At 69.5% G+C, this 22,958-nt stretch carries 21 protein-coding genes; 12 read left to right on the top strand and 9 right to left on the bottom strand.

The window, feature by feature from the left end; genetic code table 11:
- Positions 1 to 169: 169 nt before the first annotated feature.
- Positions 170 to 1,108 carry a LysR family transcriptional regulator gene (locus tag MKK84_RS34545; protein WP_243927432.1) on the bottom strand — a complete coding sequence of 313 codons (939 nt, stop codon included), beginning with the start codon at positions 1,106 to 1,108 and terminating at the stop codon, positions 170 to 172.
- A gap of 142 nt (positions 1,109 to 1,250) precedes the next feature.
- Between MKK84_RS34545 and dctA the strand changes: the two genes are divergently transcribed.
- The 5 genes from dctA to MKK84_RS34520 all read left to right on the top strand — a co-directional run bounded on the left by dctA (position 1,251) and on the right by MKK84_RS34520 (position 7,386).
- Positions 1,251 to 2,582, top strand: a complete 1,332-nt coding sequence (dctA, locus tag MKK84_RS34540; protein ID WP_243927430.1) for a C4-dicarboxylate transporter DctA — start codon at positions 1,251 to 1,253, stop codon at positions 2,580 to 2,582.
- Between the two features lie 75 nt (positions 2,583 to 2,657).
- Complete coding sequence (locus MKK84_RS34535; RefSeq protein ID WP_243927429.1) at positions 2,658 to 3,821, top strand: mandelate racemase/muconate lactonizing enzyme family protein; 1,164 nt, start codon at positions 2,658 to 2,660, stop codon at positions 3,819 to 3,821.
- A gap of 73 nt (positions 3,822 to 3,894) precedes the next feature.
- Positions 3,895 to 4,035 (top strand): hypothetical protein, encoded by a 141-nt coding sequence (locus MKK84_RS34530; RefSeq protein ID WP_243927427.1) that lies wholly within the window; start codon positions 3,895 to 3,897, stop codon positions 4,033 to 4,035.
- Positions 4,036 to 4,716: 681 nt separating this feature from the next.
- Positions 4,717 to 6,393, top strand: coding sequence for a methyl-accepting chemotaxis protein (locus MKK84_RS34525; protein WP_243927425.1), 1,677 nt, complete (start codon positions 4,717 to 4,719; stop codon positions 6,391 to 6,393).
- Positions 6,394 to 7,098: 705 nt separating this feature from the next.
- Complete coding sequence (locus tag MKK84_RS34520; RefSeq protein WP_243927423.1) at positions 7,099 to 7,386, top strand: ParA family protein; 288 nt, start codon at positions 7,099 to 7,101, stop codon at positions 7,384 to 7,386.
- Between the two features lie 194 nt (positions 7,387 to 7,580).
- On the opposite strand, the gene MKK84_RS34515 is transcribed toward MKK84_RS34520, so the two are convergent.
- Entirely contained in the window at positions 7,581 to 7,790 is a 210-nt protein-coding gene (locus MKK84_RS34515) for a hypothetical protein (RefSeq protein ID WP_243927421.1), read from the bottom strand.
- A gap of 417 nt (positions 7,791 to 8,207) precedes the next feature.
- On the opposite strand from MKK84_RS34515, the gene MKK84_RS34510 reads away from it, so the two are divergent.
- The 3 genes from MKK84_RS34510 to MKK84_RS34500 all read left to right on the top strand — a co-directional run bounded on the left by MKK84_RS34510 (position 8,208) and on the right by MKK84_RS34500 (position 13,017).
- Complete coding sequence (locus MKK84_RS34510) at positions 8,208 to 9,293, top strand: efflux RND transporter periplasmic adaptor subunit (protein ID WP_243927419.1); 1,086 nt, start codon at positions 8,208 to 8,210, stop codon at positions 9,291 to 9,293.
- Entirely contained in the window at positions 9,290 to 12,394 is a 3,105-nt protein-coding gene (locus MKK84_RS34505; RefSeq protein ID WP_243927417.1) for an efflux RND transporter permease subunit, read from the top strand. Before MKK84_RS34510 ends, MKK84_RS34505 begins: the two co-directional genes overlap by 4 nt.
- 74 nt (positions 12,395 to 12,468) lie before the next feature.
- Positions 12,469 to 13,017, top strand: a complete 549-nt coding sequence (locus tag MKK84_RS34500; protein ID WP_243927415.1) for a TetR family transcriptional regulator — start codon at positions 12,469 to 12,471, stop codon at positions 13,015 to 13,017.
- A gap of 478 nt (positions 13,018 to 13,495) precedes the next feature.
- On the opposite strand, the gene MKK84_RS34495 is transcribed toward MKK84_RS34500, so the two are convergent.
- Positions 13,496 to 14,284: an SDR family NAD(P)-dependent oxidoreductase gene (locus tag MKK84_RS34495; RefSeq protein WP_243927403.1), complete on the bottom strand. Its 789-nt coding sequence runs from the start codon at positions 14,282 to 14,284 to the stop codon at positions 13,496 to 13,498.
- 499 nt (positions 14,285 to 14,783) lie between these two features.
- Here MKK84_RS34495 and MKK84_RS34490 point away from each other — a divergent pair, with 499 nt between their 5' ends.
- The 3 genes from MKK84_RS34490 to MKK84_RS34480 are packed head-to-tail and all read left to right on the top strand — an operon-like array spanning position 14,784 to position 17,555.
- Positions 14,784 to 14,999 (top strand): ferredoxin, encoded by a 216-nt coding sequence (locus tag MKK84_RS34490; RefSeq protein ID WP_243927402.1) that lies wholly within the window; start codon positions 14,784 to 14,786, stop codon positions 14,997 to 14,999.
- Positions 14,999 to 16,321: an NAD(P)/FAD-dependent oxidoreductase gene (locus MKK84_RS34485; protein ID WP_243927400.1), complete on the top strand. Its 1,323-nt coding sequence runs from the start codon at positions 14,999 to 15,001 to the stop codon at positions 16,319 to 16,321. The genes MKK84_RS34490 and MKK84_RS34485 overlap by 1 nt, the downstream gene beginning before the upstream one ends.
- On the top strand, positions 16,314 to 17,555 hold the full coding sequence (locus MKK84_RS34480; RefSeq protein ID WP_243927398.1) for a cytochrome P450: 1,242 nt from the start codon (positions 16,314 to 16,316) through the stop codon (positions 17,553 to 17,555). Before MKK84_RS34485 ends, MKK84_RS34480 begins: the two co-directional genes overlap by 8 nt.
- 96 nt (positions 17,556 to 17,651) lie before the next feature.
- Here the strand turns inward: MKK84_RS34480 and MKK84_RS34475 are convergent, their stop codons facing one another.
- Genes MKK84_RS34475 through MKK84_RS34465 form a run of 3 tightly spaced genes read right to left on the bottom strand, consistent with a single transcriptional unit; the run spans position 17,652 to position 19,616 of the window.
- Positions 17,652 to 18,317, bottom strand: coding sequence for a dihydrofolate reductase family protein (locus MKK84_RS34475; RefSeq protein ID WP_243927396.1), 666 nt, complete (start codon positions 18,315 to 18,317; stop codon positions 17,652 to 17,654).
- The gene (locus MKK84_RS34470; protein WP_243927394.1) at positions 18,272 to 18,811 is read right to left on the bottom strand and encodes a VOC family protein; all 540 of its coding nucleotides are present in this window, start codon (positions 18,809 to 18,811) and stop codon (positions 18,272 to 18,274) included. The genes MKK84_RS34475 and MKK84_RS34470 overlap by 46 nt, the downstream gene beginning before the upstream one ends.
- A 13-nt stretch (positions 18,812 to 18,824) precedes the next feature.
- Positions 18,825 to 19,616, bottom strand: coding sequence for a VOC family protein (locus MKK84_RS34465; protein WP_243927392.1), 792 nt, complete (start codon positions 19,614 to 19,616; stop codon positions 18,825 to 18,827).
- A 99-nt stretch (positions 19,617 to 19,715) separates the two neighbouring features.
- On the opposite strand from MKK84_RS34465, the gene MKK84_RS34460 reads away from it, so the two are divergent.
- A complete protein-coding gene (locus MKK84_RS34460) occupies positions 19,716 to 20,408 on the top strand; it encodes a winged helix-turn-helix transcriptional regulator (RefSeq protein ID WP_243927390.1) in 693 nt (230 codons plus the stop codon).
- Between the two features lie 141 nt (positions 20,409 to 20,549).
- Here the strand turns inward: MKK84_RS34460 and MKK84_RS34455 are convergent, their stop codons facing one another.
- From MKK84_RS34455 to MKK84_RS34445, 3 genes are all read right to left on the bottom strand, one after another.
- Positions 20,550 to 21,044 carry a hypothetical protein gene (locus tag MKK84_RS34455; RefSeq protein ID WP_243927388.1) on the bottom strand — a complete coding sequence of 165 codons (495 nt, stop codon included), beginning with the start codon at positions 21,042 to 21,044 and terminating at the stop codon, positions 20,550 to 20,552.
- 84 nt (positions 21,045 to 21,128) lie between these two features.
- A complete protein-coding gene (locus tag MKK84_RS34450; protein ID WP_409566574.1) occupies positions 21,129 to 21,722 on the bottom strand; it encodes a cytochrome b in 594 nt (197 codons plus the stop codon).
- Complete coding sequence (locus MKK84_RS34445) at positions 21,719 to 22,867, bottom strand: acyl-CoA dehydrogenase family protein (protein WP_243927386.1); 1,149 nt, start codon at positions 22,865 to 22,867, stop codon at positions 21,719 to 21,721. Before MKK84_RS34445 ends, MKK84_RS34450 begins: the two co-directional genes overlap by 4 nt.
- Positions 22,868 to 22,958 lie beyond the last annotated feature (91 nt).

Genomic DNA, 22,958 nt, shown 5'->3' with positions numbered 1-22,958 from the left:
CCCGGATACTCTGGGATGGGTACCGAGCGTCAGTTCGCCCACTGGCGAGCACGATCAATGCGTTTCGACACGGTCTCGGTCGAAGACGGAACGTCGGCTTCGGGACACACGCCCGATTGGTCGCGAAATCGATGGCTCGGTGGGGCCGAGGAACGCTCGATCAGGCATCTCAGCTTCGTAAGCCGGCATTCACTCGATGAATGTCAGTTCGGGAGCCCCGCTCGATCAAGTCATCCCACAGCCTGTCGGCGGCCTCGTTCCGGCATTCCAGGGACCGGATCAGCCTGATCTCGATGGGTATGTCGAACCGTTCGGGTCCGGCGCGGACGAGCAGCCCGCGAGCCAGGTCTTCGGCCGCGAGGGTCTGTGGTAGCCACGCGATGCCGTCCCCGTTTCGCGCCATGGTCATGAGCGCCGCCGCGAGGTGGGAGGTGACCGCGGTGGACGTATGGCTGTGCTGCCGGTCCCGACAGGCCGCGAGGATGCGCCCGAGGCCCGACGCTTGGCTGTAACCCAGATAGGGGACCGGCGCCGCCGCCGTTCCGGGGAGCGACCACGACGGACGGTCGTCGGGCCCCGGTGCACAGAGCGGCACCAAGACGTCGTCACCGACGGGCAGGCTCGGGAACCGGTTAGCCTCGAAGCGCGTCCGTGCGTCCGATTGGTAGTGGCAGAGCAGGAAATGCACCTCGCCGGAGAGCAGGATGCCCTCGCAGGCCTCCATGCTGTCCGAAATCAGGTTGAGGGTGCCGAGCGCTTGCCGCTGCATCACCCCCCGGATCCAGTTCGGGAAGAACGTGAACGACAGGGCGTGGGTCGCCGCAATCGACAGCGTCGCCGTATCGCGAAGGCCCGCCGCCTGCGCGTCGCGCCGGGCGCGTTCCAGGTCCCGCATCAGCGCGTGGGCCGCCGGCTGGAACTGGGCGCCGGCCGGCGTTAGGGAAGCCCCGTGGGCGCCGCGGACGAACAGGGCGGTGCCGACCCAATCCTCCAGGGCGCGGACGCGCCGGCTGAAGGCGGGCTGGGACACGTGCCGAACCTCGGCCGCACGCGAGAACGACCTCTGCTCCGCCAAGGCCAGGAAGTCCTTGAGCCAATCCAGGTCCATGCCCGATACCATCTACGCATAGCGTATTCCGAACATGGCATTGGCCCCGCGAGGGTGTCCAGGCTTATGCACGCCCCAAGCCCCCGCCAGAGGGACTTCGTATTCCGTCGCATGACCGGCGGCGAAGGGGAGGAGACACGCCATGAAATCATGGTTCGGCCGTCTTTATATCCAGGTCTTCATCGCTATCGTCTTGGGCGCCCTGGTCGGTTATTTCCTGCCGGACGTCGGCATTGCGCTGCAGCCCCTCGCCGACAGCTTTATCAAGTTGATCAAGATGCTGCTCGCGCCGGTGATCTTCGGCACCATCGTCGTCGGCATCGCCAAAATGGGCAGCATGAAGGAGGTCGGTCGCATCGGCGTGCGGGCGCTCCTCTACTTCGAGGTCGTCTCGACCCTGGCGCTGGTCATCGGCCTCGTCGTCGTGAACGTGATGCGGCCCGGCGCCGGCATGAACATCGACGCCTCGCACATCAACGGCAGCGCCTTCGCGGGCTACGCCAAGACGGCGGAGGCCCAGCCCGGCCTCGTCGGCTTTCTGATGGACATCATCCCTACCACCATCGTGGATGCGTTCGCCAAGGGAGCGATGCTGCAGATCATTTTGGTCTCAGTGCTACTGGGCCTGGCCCTGGTACAGGCGGGCGAGCGCGGTAAGCCCGTGGTCCTCGTGGTCGACAGCCTTCTCGACGCCCTGTTCCGCATCGTCGCGATGGTCATGCGGCTCGCGCCCGTCGGGGCCGGAGCCGGCGTCGCCTTCACCATCGGCAAGTATGGCCTCGGCACCGTCTGGTCGCTCGCCTACCTCATGCTCGGGGTCTACGCGACCTCGATCCTGTTCGTGGGCGTCGTGCTCGGCTCGGTCTGCGCCTGGTCGGGGTTCTCGCTCATCAAGGTCCTCGGCTACTTCAAGGACGAGATCTTCATCACCTTTGGCACCTGCTCCACCGAGGCCGTCCTGCCGCGCATGCTGGCCAAGCTGGAACGGCTCGGCTGTGAGAAGTCGGTGGTCGGGTTGGTGCTGCCGACCGGCTACACCTTCAACGCCGACGGCACCTGCATCTACCTGACCATGGCGGCGATCTTCGTCGCCCAGGCTACCAACACCCCGCTCGGGATCGGCGACCAGCTCGTGGTCCTCGGCGTGCTGCTCCTGACCTCGAAGGGATCGGCTGGCGTTGCCGGCGCCGGCTTCGTCACCCTCGCCGCGACGCTGTCGAGCATTCACACCGTCCCGGTCGCCGGCCTCGTTCTCCTGCTCGGCGTCGACCGCTTCATGAACGAGGCGCGGGCGGTGACCAACCTGATCGGCAACGCGGTAGCGACCATCGTCGTCGCGAAGTGGGAGGGCGCCTTCGACCTGGCCAAGGCTGAGGACGCCTATCGCAACCGCGCGGAGGTCTCCGCCAAGGGCCTCGTCCCCGAGACCGAGACCGGACACGCGCTGCCCACCCCCGTGCCGGCGGCCTCGTAAGCCCAGGCCGTCCCGATAAGCCCAGGCCGTCCCGAATCGCCTTTCCAACCCGCCCTGAACTTGAGGAGAGCACCCATGCGCATCGTTGACGTCTGCGAGGTCACCAAGCCGATCTCGTCCCCCATCCGCAACGCCTACATCGACTTCACCAAGATGACCGCGAGCCTCGTGGCCGTGGTCACCGACGTCGAGCGAGACGGGCGCAGGGTGGTCGGCTACGGCTTCAACTCGAACGGTCGCTACGGCCAGGGCGGCCTGATCCGCGAGCGGTTCAAGAACCGCATCCTGGAGGCCAACCCGAAGACCGTCCTGAACGAGGCCGGCGACAACCTCGACCCGCACAAGCTGTGGGCCGCGATGATGACCAACGAGAAGCCCGGCGGCCACGGCGAGCGCTCGGTGGCGGTGGGCACCCTCGACATGGCGATCTGGGACGCGACCGCGAAGATCGTCGGCAAGCCACTGTTTCGCATGCTCGCCGAGCAGAAGGGCATCGAGGCCAATCCGCGTGTGTTCGTCTACGCGGCCGGCGGCTACTACTACCCGGGCAAGGATTACGGCGCCCTGCGCGCCGAGATGCGCGGCTATCTCGACCGCGGCTACAACGTCGTGAAGATGAAGATCGGCGGCGCGCCCATCGACGAGGACCAGCGCCGCATCGAGGCGGTTCTGAAGGAGATCGAGGGCCAGGCGCAGCTCGCGGTGGACGTGAACGGCCGGTTCGACCTGGAGATCGCCATCGCCTACGCTAAGATGCTGAGGGAGTACCCGCTGTTCTGGTACGAGGAGGTCGGGGACCCGCTCGACTATGCCCTGCAGGCGGCGCTGTCGGAGTTCTATCCGGGCCCGATGGCAACCGGCGAGAACTTGTTCTCGCACCAGGACGCGCGCAACCTCCTGCGCTACGGCGGCCTGCGGCCGGATCGCGACTGGCTACAGTTCGACTGCGCCCTGTCGTACGGTCTCGTCGAGTACCTACGCACCCTCGACGTGCTGGACCAGTTCGGCTGGTCGCCGTCCCGCTGCATTCCCCACGGCGGACACCAGATGTCGCTCAACATCGCGGCGGGTCTCGGGCTCGGCGGCAATGAGAGCTACCCGGACCTGTTCCAGCCCTATGGCGGCTTCCCGGACGGGGTGAAGGTCGAGGACGGGCACATCTTCATGCCCGAGCTTCCCGGCATCGGCTTCGAGGGCAAGTCCGACCTGATCAAGGTCATGCGCGAGCTCGCGGAGTAGGCACGGCCGGCAGGGAGGTGTCGGAGGGAGCGGCTCGGCATGCCGGACCTAGTGACCAGCCCCATCCCGGCTGATGACGGCCGAGAAGGCGCCCAGCCACTATCCCAGCACGGACGACGCCTCCCTGACGATCCTCGACGCGTCCGTCCCGGTCATGGCCGCCCACGAGCGACCCGAGGTGCTCCGCGCCCGGGATTTGCCGGGTCCGCGGTAGGTAGAGGCGGATCTCGACCGGGATGTCGCCGTCAGGACCGGCGACACGCACCAACCGGCCATTGACTGCTTCGGAGGAACCTCACCCGGAAAGCGGACGGTCCTCAACCCACCCCGAGCGGACAGTCCGATAGCGACCGAGGCTGTGTCAAAACTCGAATGCTGTCGGCCGTTGTAGAAAAACGTTCTCTCGAAGGATGGTGGCACCGGCCAAACGGGCTTCTTGTCGGCGTCGGCCGCTAAATCTGGAGATCCATCATCCTTGGGGCGGAGACGTTCGTTCTACGATTTCGCTACATACCTGCGTTTTGACACAGCCTCGACCCAAGTCGGCCATCCCATCGAAGAAAGGCGCTTCCTGAAAGCGGTCATTCGCCGACTGGCCGGCAACGTTAAATTGAAAGAGGCAACCAGCTACTCTTGGAATTATCGAGCCAGCTCGATCCCGGAATCGTGATAAATAATACCGCATTACAGAAAGCGGCTAGTCACAAACCTTTATATCAAGCTTTCAATCAAAGGTTGCACGTAATTTTATTAACCGCATAGCTTGATAGACCGCTGTCATCGCCACGCATTTAGCCACCGACGGACACCTCGCACGTTAGGCCGCGGGCACGGCGATACGCGCCCAAACACGATTGCCCATCCGCCCGTCTGGCGCAGCTCACAGCAGGATCCCATGGCTTTCCGCGTCGGTACGCGCCTTCAGCTGATCACCCTGATCGCACTCGGCGGCATGGCGGTGCTGATCGGGCTCGCTGGCTGGGACATGTCCCAGACGGTCACGGACGCACGCGAGTTGAAGACGCGCGACCTTGTCGAGACCGCGCAAGGGGTGCTCGCCTACTTCGAAGCCGAGGAGCGCACCGGCCGGATGACCCGCGATGCCGCACAGCAAGCGGCAGTGGCGGTGGTTCGGAACCTGCACTACGCCGGCAGCGAGTACTTCTGGATCCAGGATATGCACCCGCGCATGGTGCTGCATCCCAAGGCCGACTTGATTGGCAAGGACATCGGCGGGATTGTCGATCCGGCTGGCAAGCACCTCTTCGTCGACATGGTCGAGCAGGTGAAGCAGTCGGGCGCGGGCTTCGTCCCATACCTTTGGCCGAAGCCCGGCCTGGATCAGCCGGTGGCGAAGATCTCCTACGTGAAAGGCTTCGCGCCATGGGGGTGGATCATCGGATCGGGCATCTACGCGGATGACACGGCGGCGCAGATGCGCCCCACCCTGATGCGTCTTCTCGGCGGCGCGGCCATCGTTGCCATGATGATCGGTCTGTTGGGTACCCTCATAGGGCGAAGCGTGGCGCGACCCATGCGAGCCATGACGGCGTTCATGACAGGTCTCGCCGCGGGGGACCTGAGCGGACAGGTGCCAGGTGCCGAGCGCCGAGACGAGATCGGCTCGATGGCGGCGGCCGTGCGGGTCTTCAAGGACAATCTGATCCACACCCGTCGGCTGGAGGCGGAGACCGCGCAGGCGCGCTTGGCCGCGGAGGAGCAGCGCAAGGCCGGCATGTGCCAGATGGCCGACAGCTTCGAGGCTGCGGTCGGTGGCATCATCGGCATGGTGTCGTCCTCGGCGACCGAGCTTCAGGCCACGGCCAGTGCGATGAGCGGCACCGCGGCCGAGACAGCCGCGCACTCGACGGCCGTGGCCGCCGCCGCGGAGGAAGCGGCCAGCAACGTCGGGACGGTCGCGGCGGCGGCTGAGGAACTCGGGTCCTCCGTCCAAGAGATTGGCCGGCAGGTGGACGACTCTGCCACCATCGCGCGGCAGGCTGTGGCCGAGGCCGACCAGACGGGTGCCCTGGTGCTCGAACTGAGCGCAGCCGTCGAGCGGATCGGCGACGTGGTCGGGCTGATCTCGTCGATCGCCGGCCAGACCAATCTACTGGCGCTCAACGCCACCATCGAGGCGGCGCGTGCCGGCGAGGCCGGCAAGGGCTTCGCCGTCGTGGCGTCCGAGGTGAAGGACCTAGCCGGCCAGACGGCTCGGGCGACCCAGGAGATCTCGGGCCAGATCGGGCGGATCCAGGCCTCGACCGGTCAGGCCGTAGCGGCGATCCGCGGCATTACGCAGCGGATCCGCGACATCAGCGCCACCGCCACCTCGATCGCCGCGGCCGTGGAGCAGCAGGGTTCGGCGACGCAGGAGATCGTCCGCAACGTCGCCCAGGCGGCGGCCGGCACCGGCGAGGTGACCGGCAACATCGCCGGCGTAGCGAGCGCGGCGGAGGATACCGGCGCGGCAGCGAGCCAAGTGCTCGGGGCGGCGTCCGAGCTGTCGCGACAGTCCGAGCACCTGACGGCCGAGGTCAGGCGCTTCCTCGCCACCGTTCGCGCGGCCTGACGCCAACCCTCGCACGTCCGCTTCCGCTTCTTTTCAGGCGGAAGCGGACCGGCAGAAAACCACCCATAGCCGCCATCGCGCCCGCCTCGGTCCCGGTTGCTCGCAGCTCATGCATCGGGCGCAACGGCGAGGTCGGTCCAATAGGGCGTGATCTAGCGGAACGATTGGAAGCACGAAGCGCAGCCTTTCCGTCAGGTGGTAGTCGGCTTTTGGAACGCGAACCGGCGAACGTCAGAGAACTGTGTGGAACTTGGCAGGCCGTCCGCGTAGCCGATAATGAGAATGCTTGTGGCTGGTCCGGTAGCGGCTGCTTGCCGTACCATCGGTGAGCCGTTCCCTAACGTACCCTTATGCGAATGGGCGCCGCAGCCGTCAGGGTGAATGTCCGCTATGGAGTTACGTCCGCGGCTCCGTGAATGACCGGGATGGGCGCAAAGCGGAGCGGCTGCTTCCGGCCAAGCCCGAGGTGTCGCATGATCGCAGGCGCCTCGTCTTACCGAAATACGTCGTCGCGTTCGCACCTTCGTGGCGACATAACAGACCGACGAATGAGATCCGGAAGCTCACCTTTCGGCCGGACCAAGCTCCCCTGGACCCTAGAATGGCCTATCGCCATACAAGCAAACTGGTATCGTTCCTTGTTGGTTTGACGACCTATAAGTATTCTGCTCAACCAGTTGGGGACTATGCCTAACAGAGTCGGGCATGAAGATTGTCGCCATGGCCGCTCGTAAGGGCGGTAGCGGGAAAAGCACTCTGACGGCCCACTTAGCGGTCGCAGCTATCCAGGATGGCCTCCGTGTTGCGATCGTGGACCTGGACCCTCAGGCGACGGTGGCCGAGTGGGCAGACGAACGCGGCGATGATCCGCCGGACGTGGTTTCTAGGAAGCCCGCCCGGCTCGTGCCGGCCAAGGCGGTTTCCCGGCTTCCCTCGGCGCCGACGATGCGGATGACATCCGCTCCGACCTCGACTCCATCGACAATTGCGTGAAGCCTTGCCGTCCCGAGCGGGATCTGACCGCGCCTGACGTGGTCGCCGAGATGGTGGCCGAGCCACTCCATCACATCTGGGCGACTGGGGTCCGCCTGCGCGGTGACGGCGCTCGAAGTCCCGCTGCATCCGCCGGGATCCGGTCTTCGGGCTCCGCTGTCAGATCCCGAACCGGACCGACCGCACGGGTCGGTTTATCGCAGGGTCGGTGACTCGCCCGGTTTCAGATGGCGGTCGTCGCCGTCGGGGCCGCCGAGCGAGACATGGCTGTTCAGGTGGCCCAAATGCTCGAAGACGTGCTCGAAGGCATCGGTGACGGCTTGTTCGAAGGAGCCGTCGCCCTTGCCCTGCGCCGCTTTCAGCGCGCTGAGCAACGCATGGTGCTTCTCGGTGTCGATCGACATGGCGGCCTCCTCGCCCGACGGCAGGTCGGTGCGTCAGGGCAAGTTCCGGTTCCGGAGGCGGTTCCCGACCCGCGACCCGGGCGCCGCCCGTCAGCCTGGACCTCGCTCGTACGCCCGCTCCGCACGCCGCCACCCGAAGGCGTCCAAGCCCTCCGTCCGCAAAGCGCACGGTCGCGACCGCATCGCGGACGAGCACGGCGGGCTGATCGCCCGGTTTCGCTCTGAAGCGCGCCGCCCGGCGTCCCGAATCCCCACGTCCGACCGCCAGAGAATGACAGGGTCTGACCGCTTTCGTCCTCCGGAAGCCGCGCGCCTCCGTGCGACGCCGCACAGCCGTCGGGGGAGATCGTTGACCGAACGGACCCGGCCATATAGATTATGAGCATCATATTTAAGCGCTGACCGAAGAGGCGAGCGATGTTCGCGAGATGGGTGCTCGGGCTTCCTGCATTGGCTCTCGCGGCATGCTCGCCGGCCGAGACTGCCGTGCCACCGGAGCCGCCGCTGGTGCAGACGGTCGCGGTCGCCCCGGCGACGGCCGGTATCGCGCGTTACACCGGCGTCATCCGGGCCCGCACCGAGAGCAACCTCGGCTTCCGGGTCGGCGGCAAGATCTTCGAGCGCCTCGTCGATCCGGGCGACCACGTGCGCCTGGGTCAGCCGCTGATGCGCCTCGACCGGACGGACTTCACCCTGGCGCTCAACGCGGCGCGGGCCTCGGTCGAGGCGGCCCGGGCGCAGATGATCAAGGCCAAAGCCGACGATGAGCGCAGCCGCAAGCTCGTCGGTGACGGCTGGACCTCGAAGCAGACCTACGACCAGAACAAGGCCGCCGCGGACGCCGCCATCGCCCAGTTCGCCAACGCCGAGGCGCAGGCGAGCCAAGTGGCGAACCAAGCCGGCTATTCCGAGCTCCAGGCCGATGCCGACGGCGTCGTGATGGAGGTGCCGACCGAACCGGGACAGGTGGTGGCCGCCGGGCAGACCGTCGTCAAATTGGCCCGGGACGGCGCCCGCGAGGCCGAGGTGTTCCTGCCCGAGGCGAGCCGGCGGCTGGCCACGGGGGCGGCCTCGGCGACGCTTTACGCTGAGGGCGAGACCACCTATCCGGCCCGGCTGCGAGAGTTGTACGCCACCGCCGATCCGGCCACGCGCACCTACCGGGCGCGCTACATCCTGTCGGGCGGGGGCGAGGATGCGCCGCTCGGGGCGACCGTGACGCTCCGGCTCAAGCCGGCGGAGGCCGGGCGCACGGCGTCGGTCGACGTCCCGCTCGGGGCCCTGTTCGACGTCGGGCACGGCACGGCGGTCTGGCGATACGATGCCGAGACGCAGACCGTCAGCGCCCAGCCGGTCTCATTGGGCCGCATGTCCGAGGAGGGGGCCGAAATCGTCACCGGCCTCGCCCCCGGCGACCGGATCGTGGCGCTCGGCGCTCACCTCCTGAAGGCCGGCCAGACGGTGCGGCAGGCGCCCTCCAGCCTGACGGGAGTCGTCCGATGAGCGGTTTCAATCTCTCCGCCCTGGCGGTCCGGGAGCGGGCCGTCACGCTCTTCCTGATCATCGCGGTGACCGCCGCCGGATTCTTCGCCTTCCAGAAGCTCGGCCGCGCCGAGGATCCCGCCTTCACCGTCAAGACGATGGCGGTCTCCGCCGCGTGGCCCGGCGCGACCACCTCGGAGATCCAGCGGCAGGTCGCTGACCCGCTGGAGAAGCGCCTGCAGGAACTCGTCCACTACGACCGGGTCGAGACCACGGTCCGGCCCGGCATCATGCTGATGAAGGTCTACTTCAAGGACAGCATGCCGCCGGCCAGGCTGCAGGAGCAGTTCTACCAAGCCCGCAAGAAGCTCTCCGACCAGGCCTCCACCCTGCCCCGCGGCGTGCTCGGCCCGCTGTTCAACGATGAGTTCTCGGACGTCTACTTCGCGCTTTACGCGCTCCAGGCGCAGGGCCTGCCGCACCGGCACCTCGTGCTGCGCGCCGAGGATCTGCGCCAGCGCCTCCTGCGCGTCGCCGGCGTCGAGAAGATCAACATCCTGGGCGAGCAGGCCCAGAAGATCTTCGTCGAGGTCTCCTACCAGCGCCTCGCCACGCTCGGCGTCACCGGCCAGCAGTTGCTGGCGGCCTTGGCCAACCAGAACGACGTGACGCCGGCCGGCTTCGTGGAGGCCGACGGCCCGCGGGTCTACCTGCGCCTGGACGGCGCCATCGACGGACTCGACGCGATCCGAAACCTGCCGGTGGCGGTCGGGGACCGCAGCCTCAAGCTCGGCGACATCGCCGACGTGAAGCGCGGCTACGAGGACCCGAAGGTCTTCGCGATCCGCAACGACGGCGAGCCGGCGCTGATGTTGGGCCTCGTGATGAAGCCGGGCTTCAACGGCCTGGCGCTGGGCGAAGCGCTCAACGCCGAGGAGGTGGCGATCCACCACGCGCTGCCCACCGGCATCACCTTCACCAAGATCACCGACCAGGCGAAGGTGATCGACGACGCCATCCACGAGTTCATGGTCAAGTTCTTCACCGCCCTCTCGGTGGTGATCGTCGTCAGCCTCGTGGCTTTGGGCTTCCGGGTCGGCATCGTGGTGGCGCTCGCGGTCCCGATCACGCTCGCGGCGGTGTTCGTGGTGATGATGGTCACCGGGCGCGACTTCGACCGCATCACGCTCGGCGCCCTGATCATCTCGCTCGGCCTGCTCGTGGACGATGCGATCATCGCCATCGAGATGATGGTGGTGCGCATGGAAGAGGGCGTCGACCGCGTCGAGGCGGCCACCCATGCCTGGAGCGCCACCGCGGCGCCGATGCTGACCGGCACCCTCGTCACCATCGCGGGGTTCCTGCCGGTCGGGTTCGCGGCCTCCACGGCGGGCGAATATGCCGGCAACATCTTCTGGGTGGTCGGCTTCTCGCTGATCATCTCGTGGATCGTGGCCGTGACCTTCACGCCCTATCTCGGCGTCAAGCTCCTGCCGAACATCAAGACGGTCGCGGGCGGTCACGCGGCGATCTACGCCACGAAGAACTATCAGCGCCTGCGCCGCGTGGTGCGCGCCTCCGTCGACCACAAGTGGCTGGCGGCCGGGATCACAATCGGGCTGTTCGCCCTCGCCGTCGTCGGCATGGGCAAGGTCGAGAAGCAGTTCTTCCCGAATTCGGAGCGCCCCGAACTCATCGTCGAGGTGACGCTGCCGACCGGTTCGGCCTTCGCGGCGACCGAGGCGAGCGTCAAGAAGGTCGAGGCGGCCGTCCGGCAACTGCCGGAGGCGCGCGAGATCACGAGCTATATCGGCCAGGGCATGCCGCGCTTCGTGCTGTCCTTCGACCCGGAACTGCCCGACCCCGCCTTCGCGCAGATCGTGGTCCAGACCCCCGATGCGGCTGCGCGTGACGCGCTCCGGATCAAGCTGCGCAAGCTGGTGAGCGACGGGCTCTTCCCCGAGGCGCGGGTGCGCGTGCTGCAGATCGTGTTCGGGCCGCCGATCCGCTTCCCCGTCGCGTTCCGGGTGGTGGGACCCGACCCCGCGGTGATCCACGGCCTCGCCGAGGAGGTCCGTGACGTCATGATGGCCAATCCCAACATGCGCCTCGTCCACCTCGACTGGGGCGACAAGACGCCGTCCCTGCACCTCGCCCTCGACCAGGAGCGGCTGCGCCTGATCGGCCTGACGCCCAAGGAGGCCGGCCAGCAGTTGCAGAGCTACCTCAACGGCACGCCGGCGACGCAGGTCCGCGAGAACCTGCGCACCGTCGACGTGCTGCTGCGCAGCCCCGGCCCCGAGCGCCGCTCGCTGGGCGACATCGGCGACCTGACCCTGACCACGCATGACGGGCGGCAAGTCCCGGTCTCGCAGGTCGCCCACCTGGAGAGCCGCACCGAGGACGCGGTGCTCAAGCGCTACAACCGCGAGACCTATATCCGCGTGCAGGGTGACGTGCTCGACGGCAAGCAGCCGCCGGACGTCCACGCGCAGATCGTCCCCCTGCTCGACGCCATCAAGGCGAAGCTGCCGCCCGGCTACCGGATCGACACGGCTGGCGCGGTGGAGGAGAGCGCCAAGGCGATGAACGCGCTCGTGGCGGTCTTCCCGCTGATGCTGATCGTGACGCTGACGGTCATCATGCTGCAGGTGCGCTCGTTCACCACCATGTTCATGGTGTTCGCGACCGCGCCGCTCGGCCTCGTCGGCGCCGTCCCGACCCTGCTGATCTTCCACCAGCCCTTCGGCTTCAACGCGATCCTGGGCCTGATCGCGCTCTCGGGCATCCTGATGCGCAACACGCTGATTTTGGTGGACCAGATCCACCACGACCGCGCGGCGGGCCTGTCGGACTACGAGGCCATCGTCGAATCGACGGTGCGCCGGGCCCGTCCGGTGATCCTGACGGCGGCCGCCGCGATGCTGGCCTTCATCCCGCTCACCCACTCGGTGTTCTGGGGCGCGCTGGCCTACGTGCTGATCGGCGGCGTCGGGGTCGGGACCCTGCTGACCCTGCTGTTCCTGCCGGCCCTCTACGCCCTGTGGTTCCGGGTTGCGCGCGCGCCTCGCCCGGGGGCGGTCGCCGCCGCGGCGGGCACGCCGGCCGGCCTCGCCCACTGACGGCACGGTCGGCGCGGCCTCCTGTTAAATGACGCCGCGCATCTATATATCAGGTCGTCTCGAAGGATCAGGCGATGCCCCGCGTCTCCCAGGAACAGGCCAGACTGAACCGGCAGCGGGTGGTCGAGGTGGCGGCGGCCCTGTTCCGCGAACGCGGATTGCACGGGGTCGGCGTCGCCGACATCATGGCCGCCGCCGGCCTGACCCATGGCGGGTTCTACGGCCAGTTCGCCAACAAGGAGGCCCTGGCAGCCGAGGCGTTCGACATCGCGCGGGCGGGCTCGAAGGAGCGCCTCGGAGGTCTGGATGACCTCCTCGCGAACTACCTGTCCCTCGGGCACGTCCAGACGCCCGGCAAAGGCTGTCCGCTCGCGGCCCTGGCGAACGACGTCGCACGGGAGCCGATCGGTAGCCCCGTCCGGGCCCGGTTCACCGACGGCGTCCGGGACCTAGCGGCCGCCCTGGCGAGCCTGACGCCCCGGGCCGCCAAGGAGCGGCGCCAGCAGCAGACCCTGGCGACCCTGGCGACGCTGGTCGGGGCCGTCGTCCTGGCGCGTGCCGTCGACGACGAGGCGCTGGCGAAGGCGTTGCTCGAAGCGGCCACCGAGTCGGCAGCACAGTGACGGGGCGGCGGGCCCCGCCTGTCCGCCCGCGTTAGGCCTACCCTAGCGCGCCGAGCAAGGCCGGCGGCGTTGTCGTCGCGGCGACCGAGGGGCCGTGCGGGAGGCCCGGCCCAGCCCATCGTGCGGTCGAGGCGAGACGTGAGCGCCCGGCCGGTCTCGGCCGAGACGCGGTCGATGCCGAGCAGGGCGATCAGCGGCGGAGAGGGCACATCATCCGCAGGCAGTCGAGACCGCCGAGGCGCGGACTGCCCATCGCCACGACGGGGGAATCGGACCATGCCACGACGCGGCGACGCGCCGACTTAGGGTTGAGGTCGGTGTCGAAGGGCATCGGCGACGGGTCCGCTCGGCGGCCCCCAACCCTGCGCATCGATAACGGCCCGCCCGCCGGTCCACCAGATGGGATCGACGGGCGGGCCGGGGACCGGATAGGCAGATGTCGCGACGTGAAGCGACCTGGACGGGGTTCGACTCGGTATCAGGCCGAGGCGCGGTAACGCTCCGCGGCGTGGGACTGCGCGAAGTTCGGGACCATCGCGATCCGCGCAGCCTCGAACGCTTGCCATTGGCCGGCATCGGGCAGGGGCGGGATCGTCACATCCTCGCGGCGGTCGAAGCCCTGGAGTGCCGCATCGACGAGTTCGCCGACCTCCATCACGCCTTGAAGCGTGTTCACGTCCCGCCCGGAGCGCTCCCAAATCTCGGTCCGGGTCGCCGCCGGCAGGACGGCCTGGACGTAGACCCCTTTCGGACCGAGCTCGCGTTGCAGGCCCTGGCTCAGGGACAGCATGTAGGATTTGGTCGCCCCGTACACGGCCATGCCGAACTCGGGGGCGAGGCCGACGACGGAGCCGATATTCACGATCACCCCCGACCCCGCCTGCGCGAAGCGCGGCGCGACGGCGCTGGCGAGGCGGGTCGGCGCGGTGACGTTGAGCGCGATGAGCGCCGCCGCCGCCCCAGGATCCTGATCGAGGAAGCCCCCCTGCCCGGCCGCGCCGGCATTGTTCACCAGCACGCCGATGCGCGCGTCGTCCCGGAGCCGCGCCTCGATCCGCACGAGGTCGGCCTCGGCCGTGAGATCGCCGGGGAGCACGTCGACGGCGACGCCCGTCTCGGACCGGAGCCGTTCGGCCAGCGTCGCGAGACGCGCGGCGTCCCGGGCGACCAGGACGAGGTCGTGGCCGCGGCGGGCAAACCGATCGGCATAGGTGGCACCGATGCCGGAGGACGCACCGGTGATCAGGACGGCGGACGTGTCACTCATGGTCGAGGATCCTGCTTGTCATACATGACAGTCGTCATGATAAATGAGAATGATGGTCGTCATGTATCGGGTCAAGGTCGCTCATGGCTTCGGTTGGTGAGGCTGCGCACACGACGGCTCGCCGAGCGTGGACCTGCGCCGATCTGGTGACGATCCCTGGGGGCGCCTGCTCGGCGAGATCGACCCGACCGGGCGGTGCGCGATCGCGGTGCGGCCTGGGACGGGCGGACCCGTTCGTCCCGCGGCTGCGATCGACGCGCTCCGAGGAAAGCGGCGCGCGTCAGATATCGGGCGGCGCCGTCGGTTTTGCGCTTCCGGGCCGCGGCTTGGCCGGCCCGCCTCGCCTGGCGGGGCGACGGCCGAACCTGACGTTCCCGGTTCCGCGTGATCGCACTGCACGACGACGTTCGGACTCGGTTACCGCCGCGCCTGCGAGGCGCTACACTCAGTCCGTCTTGAGCGCCTGAATACGAGCCGCACATCTCTACGGAGGGCGTGAATGCGTGTCGTCGTCGATCTCAACCGGTGCCAGGGCTACGCCCAATGCTGTTACGCCGCCCCGGAATATTTCGAGGTGCGCGGTCACGAGATCCTGTTCTACGATCCGGCGCCGCCGGAGGCGAAGCGGTCGCAGATCGAGCGGGCGCAGCAGGCCTGCCCGGTCCGGGCGATCGCGGTCGAACCCGCCGGGCTCGCCGAGGATGACGAACCGTGATGGACGGGCAGCGACCGGGCATCGTCGTGGTGGGCGCCTCCCTGGCCGGGCTGCGCGGGGCTGAGGCGCTGCGGGACGGCGGCTATGACGGGCCCCTCACTCTGGTCGGTGACGAGCCGCACCAGCCCTACGACCGGCCGCCTTTGTCCAAGCACGTCCTTGCGGGCGAGCTTCCCCCCGAGGCGACCGCGCTTCCGCGGCTGACTCGTCTGCGGGCGCAGTGGCGGCTCGGCCAGCCGGCGATCGCCCTCGATCGGGAACGCCGGGTGCTGCGCCTCGCCGACGGCGCGGCGCTGCCTTACGAAAAACTCCTGATCGCCACCGGCGCCCGGGCGCGGCCATGGCCCGGAGCGGGCGCCGGACTCGCCGGGATCTTCACGATGCGGACCCTGGAGGATGCCCGCGCCCTGCGGAGCGCCCTCGCGCGTCGGCCGAGCCGGGTCCTGATCGTCGGCGCCGGTCTGATCGGCTGCGAGGCGGCCTCCTGCTGCCGCGACCTCGGCCTGGCGGTGACCCTCGTCGATCCCAACCCGACGCCGCTCGCCCGTCTGCTCGGCACCGTGATCGGGGCGACGCTGGCCGAACGGATGCGGGCGTCCGGCGTGGATCTCCGCCCGGACACCAAGGTGGAGGCCCTCTCCGGCGAGGCGGGACAGGTACGGCGCGCCCACCTGCCGGTCGGCGCGGTCATCGCGGCGGATCTCGTCATCGTCGCCCTCGGCGCGACGCGGGATACGAGCTGGCTCGCCGCGGCCGGCCTCGTCGCCGATGCGGGCGGCCTGACCTGCGATGCGGCCTGCCGCGCCATGACCATGGCGGGGGCGCCCGATCCCGACATCTACGCGGCCGGCGACGTCGCGCGCTGGCCGAACCCGCTCACCGGCGGCCGCCTTGGCAGCATCGAGCACTGGGGCAACGCGGTGGATCAGGCCCGCCACGCGGCCGCGAACATGTGCGCTCCGGCGGCGGGCCAAGTCCCCTACGCGCACCTGCCGTCCTTCTGGTCGAGCCAGTTCGGCCTCAACATCAAGCTCGTCGGCCTGACCGCGGGGGCGGATGCCCTGGCGGTCGTCCAGGGATCGCGGGCCTCGGGCCGGTTCCTCGCCGTCTACGGCCGGGCCGGGCGTACGGTCGCCGCCCTCTCCTTCGATCAGGCGCGCTGGCTGCCCGCCTATGCCGACGCCGTGGCCGCCGGGGCGGCCTTCCCGCCCATTCTCGGCGCCACCGATCAGCCGCGGATCGAGGTGCGGGAGCCCGGCTTCACCAGCCCGCGGCGATCCGCCGACCGAGCCGCGGCGGTTCCGGAGACGGCCCATGTCTGACGAGACGCTGTTCGCGCAGGTCCTCGATCCGAGGAACCGGGCGAACCCCTATCCCCTCTACGCACGCCTGCGCGAGACGCCCGTATCGCGGCAGGCCGACGGCAGCTACGTCGTCAGCACCCATGCCGCGCTCAGGAGCCTGATCTTCGATCCCCGGTTGAGTTCGGAGGACCTGCCGCCCTCGCGGCGGCCCAGAACGGGCAACCCCCTGAAGGACTGGATCCTCAACCCGATCCGGAACCGGGTGGTCAACGCCCACCGTCCCCTGATCTTCCGCGATCCGCCCGATCACGACACCCTGCGCGGGTTCGTGATGAAGGAATTCACCATCGCCCGGGTGCGGGACTCCCACGCCAAGGTCGCGGCACTGGTCGACGCCCTGATCGACAAGTGCCGGGGCCGCGACAGGGTGTGCCTCGTGGACGATCTGTCCTATCCGCTGCCGGTGGCGGTCGTCTGCGAGCTTCTGGGCGTGCCCGAGGCCGACGAGGCGCAGTTCCACGCCTGGGCGATCCGCCTCGCGACGGCGCTGGAGCCGGACGCCCGCCACGACGAGGCGGGGCGACGGGAGATCACCGCGACCTTCGACGCGATCTCCGGCTACATGCGCCGGCTGATCCGCGCGAAGCGTCGCCATCCGGCCGACGACATGCTGAGCGGCCTCGCCGCCCGCGGCGACCGGAAGAACCCGGCCATGGGCGATATCGACCTGATCTCCACGGCGATCCTGCTCCTCGTCGCGGGCCATGAGACGACGGTGAACCTCATCACCAACGGCATGCTCACCCTGCTTCGGCATCCGGAGGAGCTCGAGAAGCTGAAGGCCGACCCCGAACGGGCGCCCCGCGTGATCGAGGAGATGCTACGCTACGAGCCCCCCGTCCATTTCCGCACCCGCAAGACCCTCGGCGCCATCGAGGTCGCAGGCACGACGATCCCGGCCGGATCGTCGGTGGTCTTGCTCTTCGCCGCCGGAAACCGCGACCCGGCGCGGTTCGCGCATCCCGACCGGTTCGATCCGGACCGGCCGGACAACCAGCATTTCGGGTTCGGCGGGGGCCTCCATTACTGCGTGGGGGCGCCGCTCGCGCGGATCGAAGCCGAGATCGCCCTCGTCGCGCTCTGCCGGCGCCTCGTCGCGCCGCGGCTCCTCGACGACCCGCCGCCGTACCGGCCGGGCGCGTCCCTCCGCGGCCCCGAGAACCTCGCCATCGCCATAGCGGGCATCGCCTGATCGGCCAGGCGGTCGGAACGACGGCCCTCGCAGGAAGGGCACGCCGGATTCCGGCGGCGGAACGCCGGGCCGGATGTCGCCCCGGATGCCGACCGTCTACCAGTCGCCGGCCGCTTGGCGCTGGCGGAGCGCGCGCTCGTCCGGGCTCGGCGGCTTCGTGGCGAAGCTGCCGGTCTGGACCGCGCCGTCCCGCGCGAAGGTCGCGACGTGGACGCCCCTCGGCGAGTGCGCCTGCTCGACCAGCGTCCAGGTTCGGGCGGCCGACGGATCGTCCGCGTACCAGCGCTTGCCGCGGCCGAGCATCACCGGGAAGGTGATCAGGACGATCCGGTCGACGAGACCCGCCGGAAGCAGCGCCGGATAGAGCATGCTGCTCCCCTGGATGAGGAGGTCGGGGCCATCGCTCTCCTTCAGGCGGGTGACCGCCGCGACGGGGTCCCCGACCAGTCGCTGGCTGTTGGTCCAGCCGAGCGCCCGGTCGGACGAGGTCACGACATGCTTGCGCACGGCATTGAAGGTCGCGCCGATCGGCTGATCGCCGTTATGCGGCCAGTAGGCCGCGAAGATCTCGTAGGTGCGCCGGCCGAGCAGCAATTCGTATGTGCCCCCGAGCAGCTTGCCCATCGGTCCGTCGAGCGAGGCGTCGAAATACGGGAAGGTCCAGCCGCCCTGCGTGAATCCGGTCTGATCCTCTTCCGGGCCACCCGGTGCCTGGATCACGCCGTCGAGCGACTGGAAGAGGGAGCCGGTGATCTTACGCATCGGCGGATTCCCCCCCGGACGGCGGCCTCGATCCGCGCGATGTCGATCCTGCGCATGGACATCATCGCCTCGAACGCGCGCCGGGCCGCGGCCCTGTCGGGATGGCTGTTGGCGCGCAGCAGCGCGCGTGGCGTGATCTGCCAGGAGAAGCCCCAGCGGTCGGTGCACCAGCCGCACTGGCTCTCCGCCCCGCCGCCGCCCACGAGGGCGTTCCAGTAGCGGTCGGTCTCCGCCTGATCCTCCGTCAGCACCATGAAGCTGACTGCCTGATTGGCCTTGAAGGCGGGGCCGCCGTTCAGGCCGACGAACGGCCGGCCGAGGACGGTGAACGCGACCGTCAACTCCGCGCCCGCGGATCCGCCGGGAAAATCCGACGGGGCATTCATCGGCGCGCCGACATGGCTGTCCGGAAAGGTGGCAGCGTAGAATTCCGCGGCCCTGCGGGCCTCGCCGTGGTCGAACCACAGGCAGGTCGTCAGCTTATCGCTTGTCATCACCGGTCTCCCGTCACGCCGCCTGACGCGGACCGGCGAGGCCGATCCGGTTGCCCGCCGGATCGGCGATGTTGGCCGAGTAGCTGCCGCCGGGGATGGGATCGGGGCCCTGCAGCACCGTGCCGCCGCGCGCCCGGACCGTCGCGACCGCGGCGTCGATGTCGGCCACGTGGACGTACCAGTTCCACCGCGCCGGTGCGCCGGTGGCCGCGCTCGACATCACCGCGCCGGGTCGGAGATCGCCCCGGCCGATGAAGGTGTACGCGCCCATCGCGCCCATCGGCATGGCCCCGAGCACTTCCCAGCCGAACAGCGTTCCGTAGAACGCCAGCGCCGCCTCCGGATCCGGCGTCGCCAGCTCGATCCACACGCCCTGCCCCAGGGTCCGCTCCGTCCCGAGCGGGACGGGTCCGAAGGCGCGACTCTCGCCGGGGCGCGCCGCGTTCATCACGGCGAAGACCACCCCTTGCGGATCGCACACCATCGCGAAGCGACCGACATGGGGGATGTCGATCGGTCCGAACGGGATCCGGCCGCCGAGCTCGACGACGCGGGACGCCAGGGCATCGACGTCGCGGGTCGCGAGGTAGACCGCCCAGCCGGGAAGGCCGGGCGCCTCGGGCATCGACGGCCGGATCCCGGCGACCGGCGTCCCGTCGGCGTGTGCGATCCGGTAGCCGCCATGCTCGGGCATCGGCGACGGCAGGACCTGCCAGCCGGCGACCGCCTCGTAGAAGGCATGCGCCGCGTCCTGATCGCTGGCGTTCAGCTCGAACCAGATGGGCGTCCCCTCGGCAGGTGGCATCGGGCGCTCCTCCGTGACACTCGGCGCTTCGGCCGCTTCGCGGCACGCCGGCCGGCCCCGCTTTGCCCAGGCTGCCAGGAGCGGTTATAGAAAGCAACCATGCAGTCAGAAAAAATAACTATCGAGGTACCCAGGACGCGCGGGCGTCGTTACGACGATGCCTGCGGCACCGCGCTGGCCCTGGAGTTCATCGGCGAGCGCTGGTCGCTGCTGATCATGCGCGAGCTGGTCTTCGGCCCCCGGCGCTTCGGCGAGATCCGGGTGAACCTCCCGGGCATCAGCGCCAACGTCCTGACGCAGCGCCTGGACAGCCTGGAAGCCGTAGGCATCGTCCGACATTACCGCCTGCCGTCCCCCGCCAACGTGCAGGTCTACGATCTGACGACGTGGGGCCACGAAGCCGCGCCGCTGATGCGGGCCATGGGCCGCTGGGCCGCGCGCTCGCCCCGGCATGATCCGAGCCTGTTCATGTCGGCCGCCTCCGCGATGATGTCGCTCCAGGCCCTGGTCGAACGCGCGCCGGCCATGGCGTTGCCGGTGTCGGTCGCCTTCCACTTTCCCGGCGAGGACTTCGTCGCGGCTGTGCGCGATGGCGAGATCCACGTGAGCCGGGGCGTCGTGGCGGCGCCCGACCTCGCCTTCACGGGTGATACGATGGCGATGCGCCGCACGATCTACGGCAAGGCGCCCCTGGCCCGGGACGGCGCTGGCGGCACGCTCGCCTTCGCGGGGGACGCCGATCTGGCGCGCTCTTTCATCGACCTGTTCCGGCTGCCCGCCAAGGCCGCATGAGGGACAGGCGCGCGCACGGGCGGGGGCTGGGCGCGCCGGGCCCCGAGAACCGGTCCGCATGCCGGACACGCGGCGGTTCCGGCCAGCTCTGCACCGATCGGAGGCCCGCCCGGTTGCGCGGGGCACGTGGTTGAAGCAGCCTCACCGGCAGCGCATGCGGCCGGCGACCAGCGCGACGGCGCCCGGCTCGGGACTGGAGAACATCAGCACGGTGTCGTCCTCACGCACGGCCTGGCCGGTTCCATCCCTGCGCGTGACGGCGATCGCGCGGATGACGCGGGACTGCAGGTTGCTTTCGGACGATCCGGAGATATGCGCGCCGAGGAAGGTCGCCGCGGCCTCCATCCGGGCGGCGTCGGCCGTCGTGCCCTCGGGGGGCAGAAGAAGGCCGGCTTCCTCGATCCGGTCGCCCGCCTCCTTGGTGAAGAACCGAACCAGGGTCGAACGGGAGTGATACATCGTCCCGCGCGGTGTCTCGATCGCGAAGCTCCAGTCCCCGGCTCCGAGTTGCTGCATCCGTGTGCCGAAGGAGCTTCTAAGCTCGGTTGATGTCTCGGGCATCGGCACCGGCACGCAGGCAGCCTGAACCGCGGCCGGTGCGAACGTCGCCAGCATCAGAGCCAAGACCGAACGCATCGTCCGCCTCCTCGACAACCCGGGTTGACGGACGATGCGATGCAAATGCGTCGCCAATCCCGGGGCTGCCGGACGGCAGCCTTCTCAGGAACGACCGGCCATCCGTGCCAGCACGTCGTCCTTCCAGAGGGCACGGTGCAGCACCGCCATGGCGACGTGGCCGACCAGGATCGCCAGCAGGAGGAAGGCCAGCCAGTGATGCAGCAGGTCGCCCGGCGCCACCATCCAGGCGATCTTGTCGTCCCGGCCCGGCATGAGCGGGATGCCGTAGGGCGTGAACGGCTTGCCCGATCCGTACTGGCGCAGCAGCGCAAGGCCCGGCACGAGGATCATCAGCGCGTAGATCACGGCATGGCCCGCCACCGCGGCGCGGCCCAGGCGGCCCCGATGCGGCGGGCGGCGCGGGAGGTTGGCGAGCCCCCAGGCGCCGCGCAGCAGCGCGAGCGCGAACAACGTCGCCCCCAGGGTGAAGTGGCTTCCGCCGACGAGGCGCGTCACCGCCGTGTCGCCGAGGCCGACATAGAGCAGCGCTCCCGCGAACTGCCACGCGAACAAAGCCGCCATCAGCCAGTGGAAGCCGCGGCTGACGCGGCCGTAGCGCTGCGGCGCATCGCGCCAGACGGCCCGCGCCGGTTCGAGGCAGTCGGAGGCCACCGCCGCACCCGGGATCCGGTTCACGCGGCCTCCCCGTCCCACAGGTAGGCCACCCCCTCCCCGGCCGCCAGGATCTCCGCCGCCGCCCCGGTGAGCGCCCGATCGGGCCCCGGCTGGCGCAGATAGGTGGCGAGGTCGCGGGAGAGCTGCTCCAGGGGATGTCCGTGCAGGAAGCCCGGCAGGCCGACGGAGCGCTGGGCGAGCTGCAGCACGTCGAGCCCGGCCTTCTCCACCGCGAGCCGGGCGAGGTTGACGAAGGCGACGACGCGGGCGGCCGGCAGCGTCCCGCCGGTGGCCAGATCCGCCGCCCGCGCCACCCAGTGCCGCGCCCCTTCGACCGCGATGGCGCCCTCGCCCAGCCGCGCGAGCTGATGGGGATCGGCCCCGCGCCCGAGGCGCACGAGATGGGCCCGCCACGCATCGAACACGGCCTCGATGCCGCCGAGCTGCACCGCCAGGAACCGCCACGCGCCTCCCGAGAAGGCCGGCTGGCGGAAATAGTCGTCCGCGTGTCCGAGGATGGCGTCGTCCGAGAGGGCGATCCCGCCGAAATCGAGGGTTCCGGTGGCCGAGGCCCGCATGCCCTGCGCCCGCCACGCCGAAAGGGCGGCCCGGGTGCCCGGCTCCAGCGGCACCACCAGCATCAGGGTCCCGCCCCCGCGCGGACAGGGCGCCGTGACCAGGGCGCGGGTCACGAAGCCCGCGCCCGAGGCGAAGGATTTCGCGCCGCTCAAGGATAGGCCATCCTCGTCGGTCTCCAGGGCGAGGCCCGCCCCGGCCGGCTCGGTGTTCCAGACGCCGAACAGGTGGCCCGTGCAGGCATCGGCGAACAGGCGCGCGCGCTGGCCGGCCTCGCCGTACTGGGCGATGAGCTGGAGGGCGTTGACGTGGCCCTCGTAGAGCCGTCCGAGCGCCAGGCTGCCGGAGCCGACGAGGCGCAGCACCTCGGCCAGCGTCCCGGCGCCCGGCTCCGCGCCGAGACCCGCCCCGCCCAAAGCCACCGGGACCGGCGCGGCGAGCAGGCCCAGGCGGGCGAGGTCGGCGACATCCGCGTGCGGGAACCCATCGTCGCGATCCTGGCCCGCGGCACGCCGCGCCGCCGACAGGGAGATCACGCGCGCCGCGGCCTCGGCGTCGCGGCACAGATCGGACGGTGTCCGCTGGTCCATGGTGTCCTTCCAACGGGCCGCATCGGCCGGCGGGACCTTGCGACCCCGGGAAGACCCGGGATCACGGGTTCGTGAGTCGTTGCACCATGCG

Source organism: Methylobacterium sp. E-065, from assembly GCF_022829605.1.
GTDB lineage: Bacteria > Pseudomonadota > Alphaproteobacteria > Rhizobiales > Beijerinckiaceae > Methylobacterium.
Note: the sequence above shows the minus strand (reverse complement) of the source record. Positions and strands in the feature narration are given on the sequence as shown.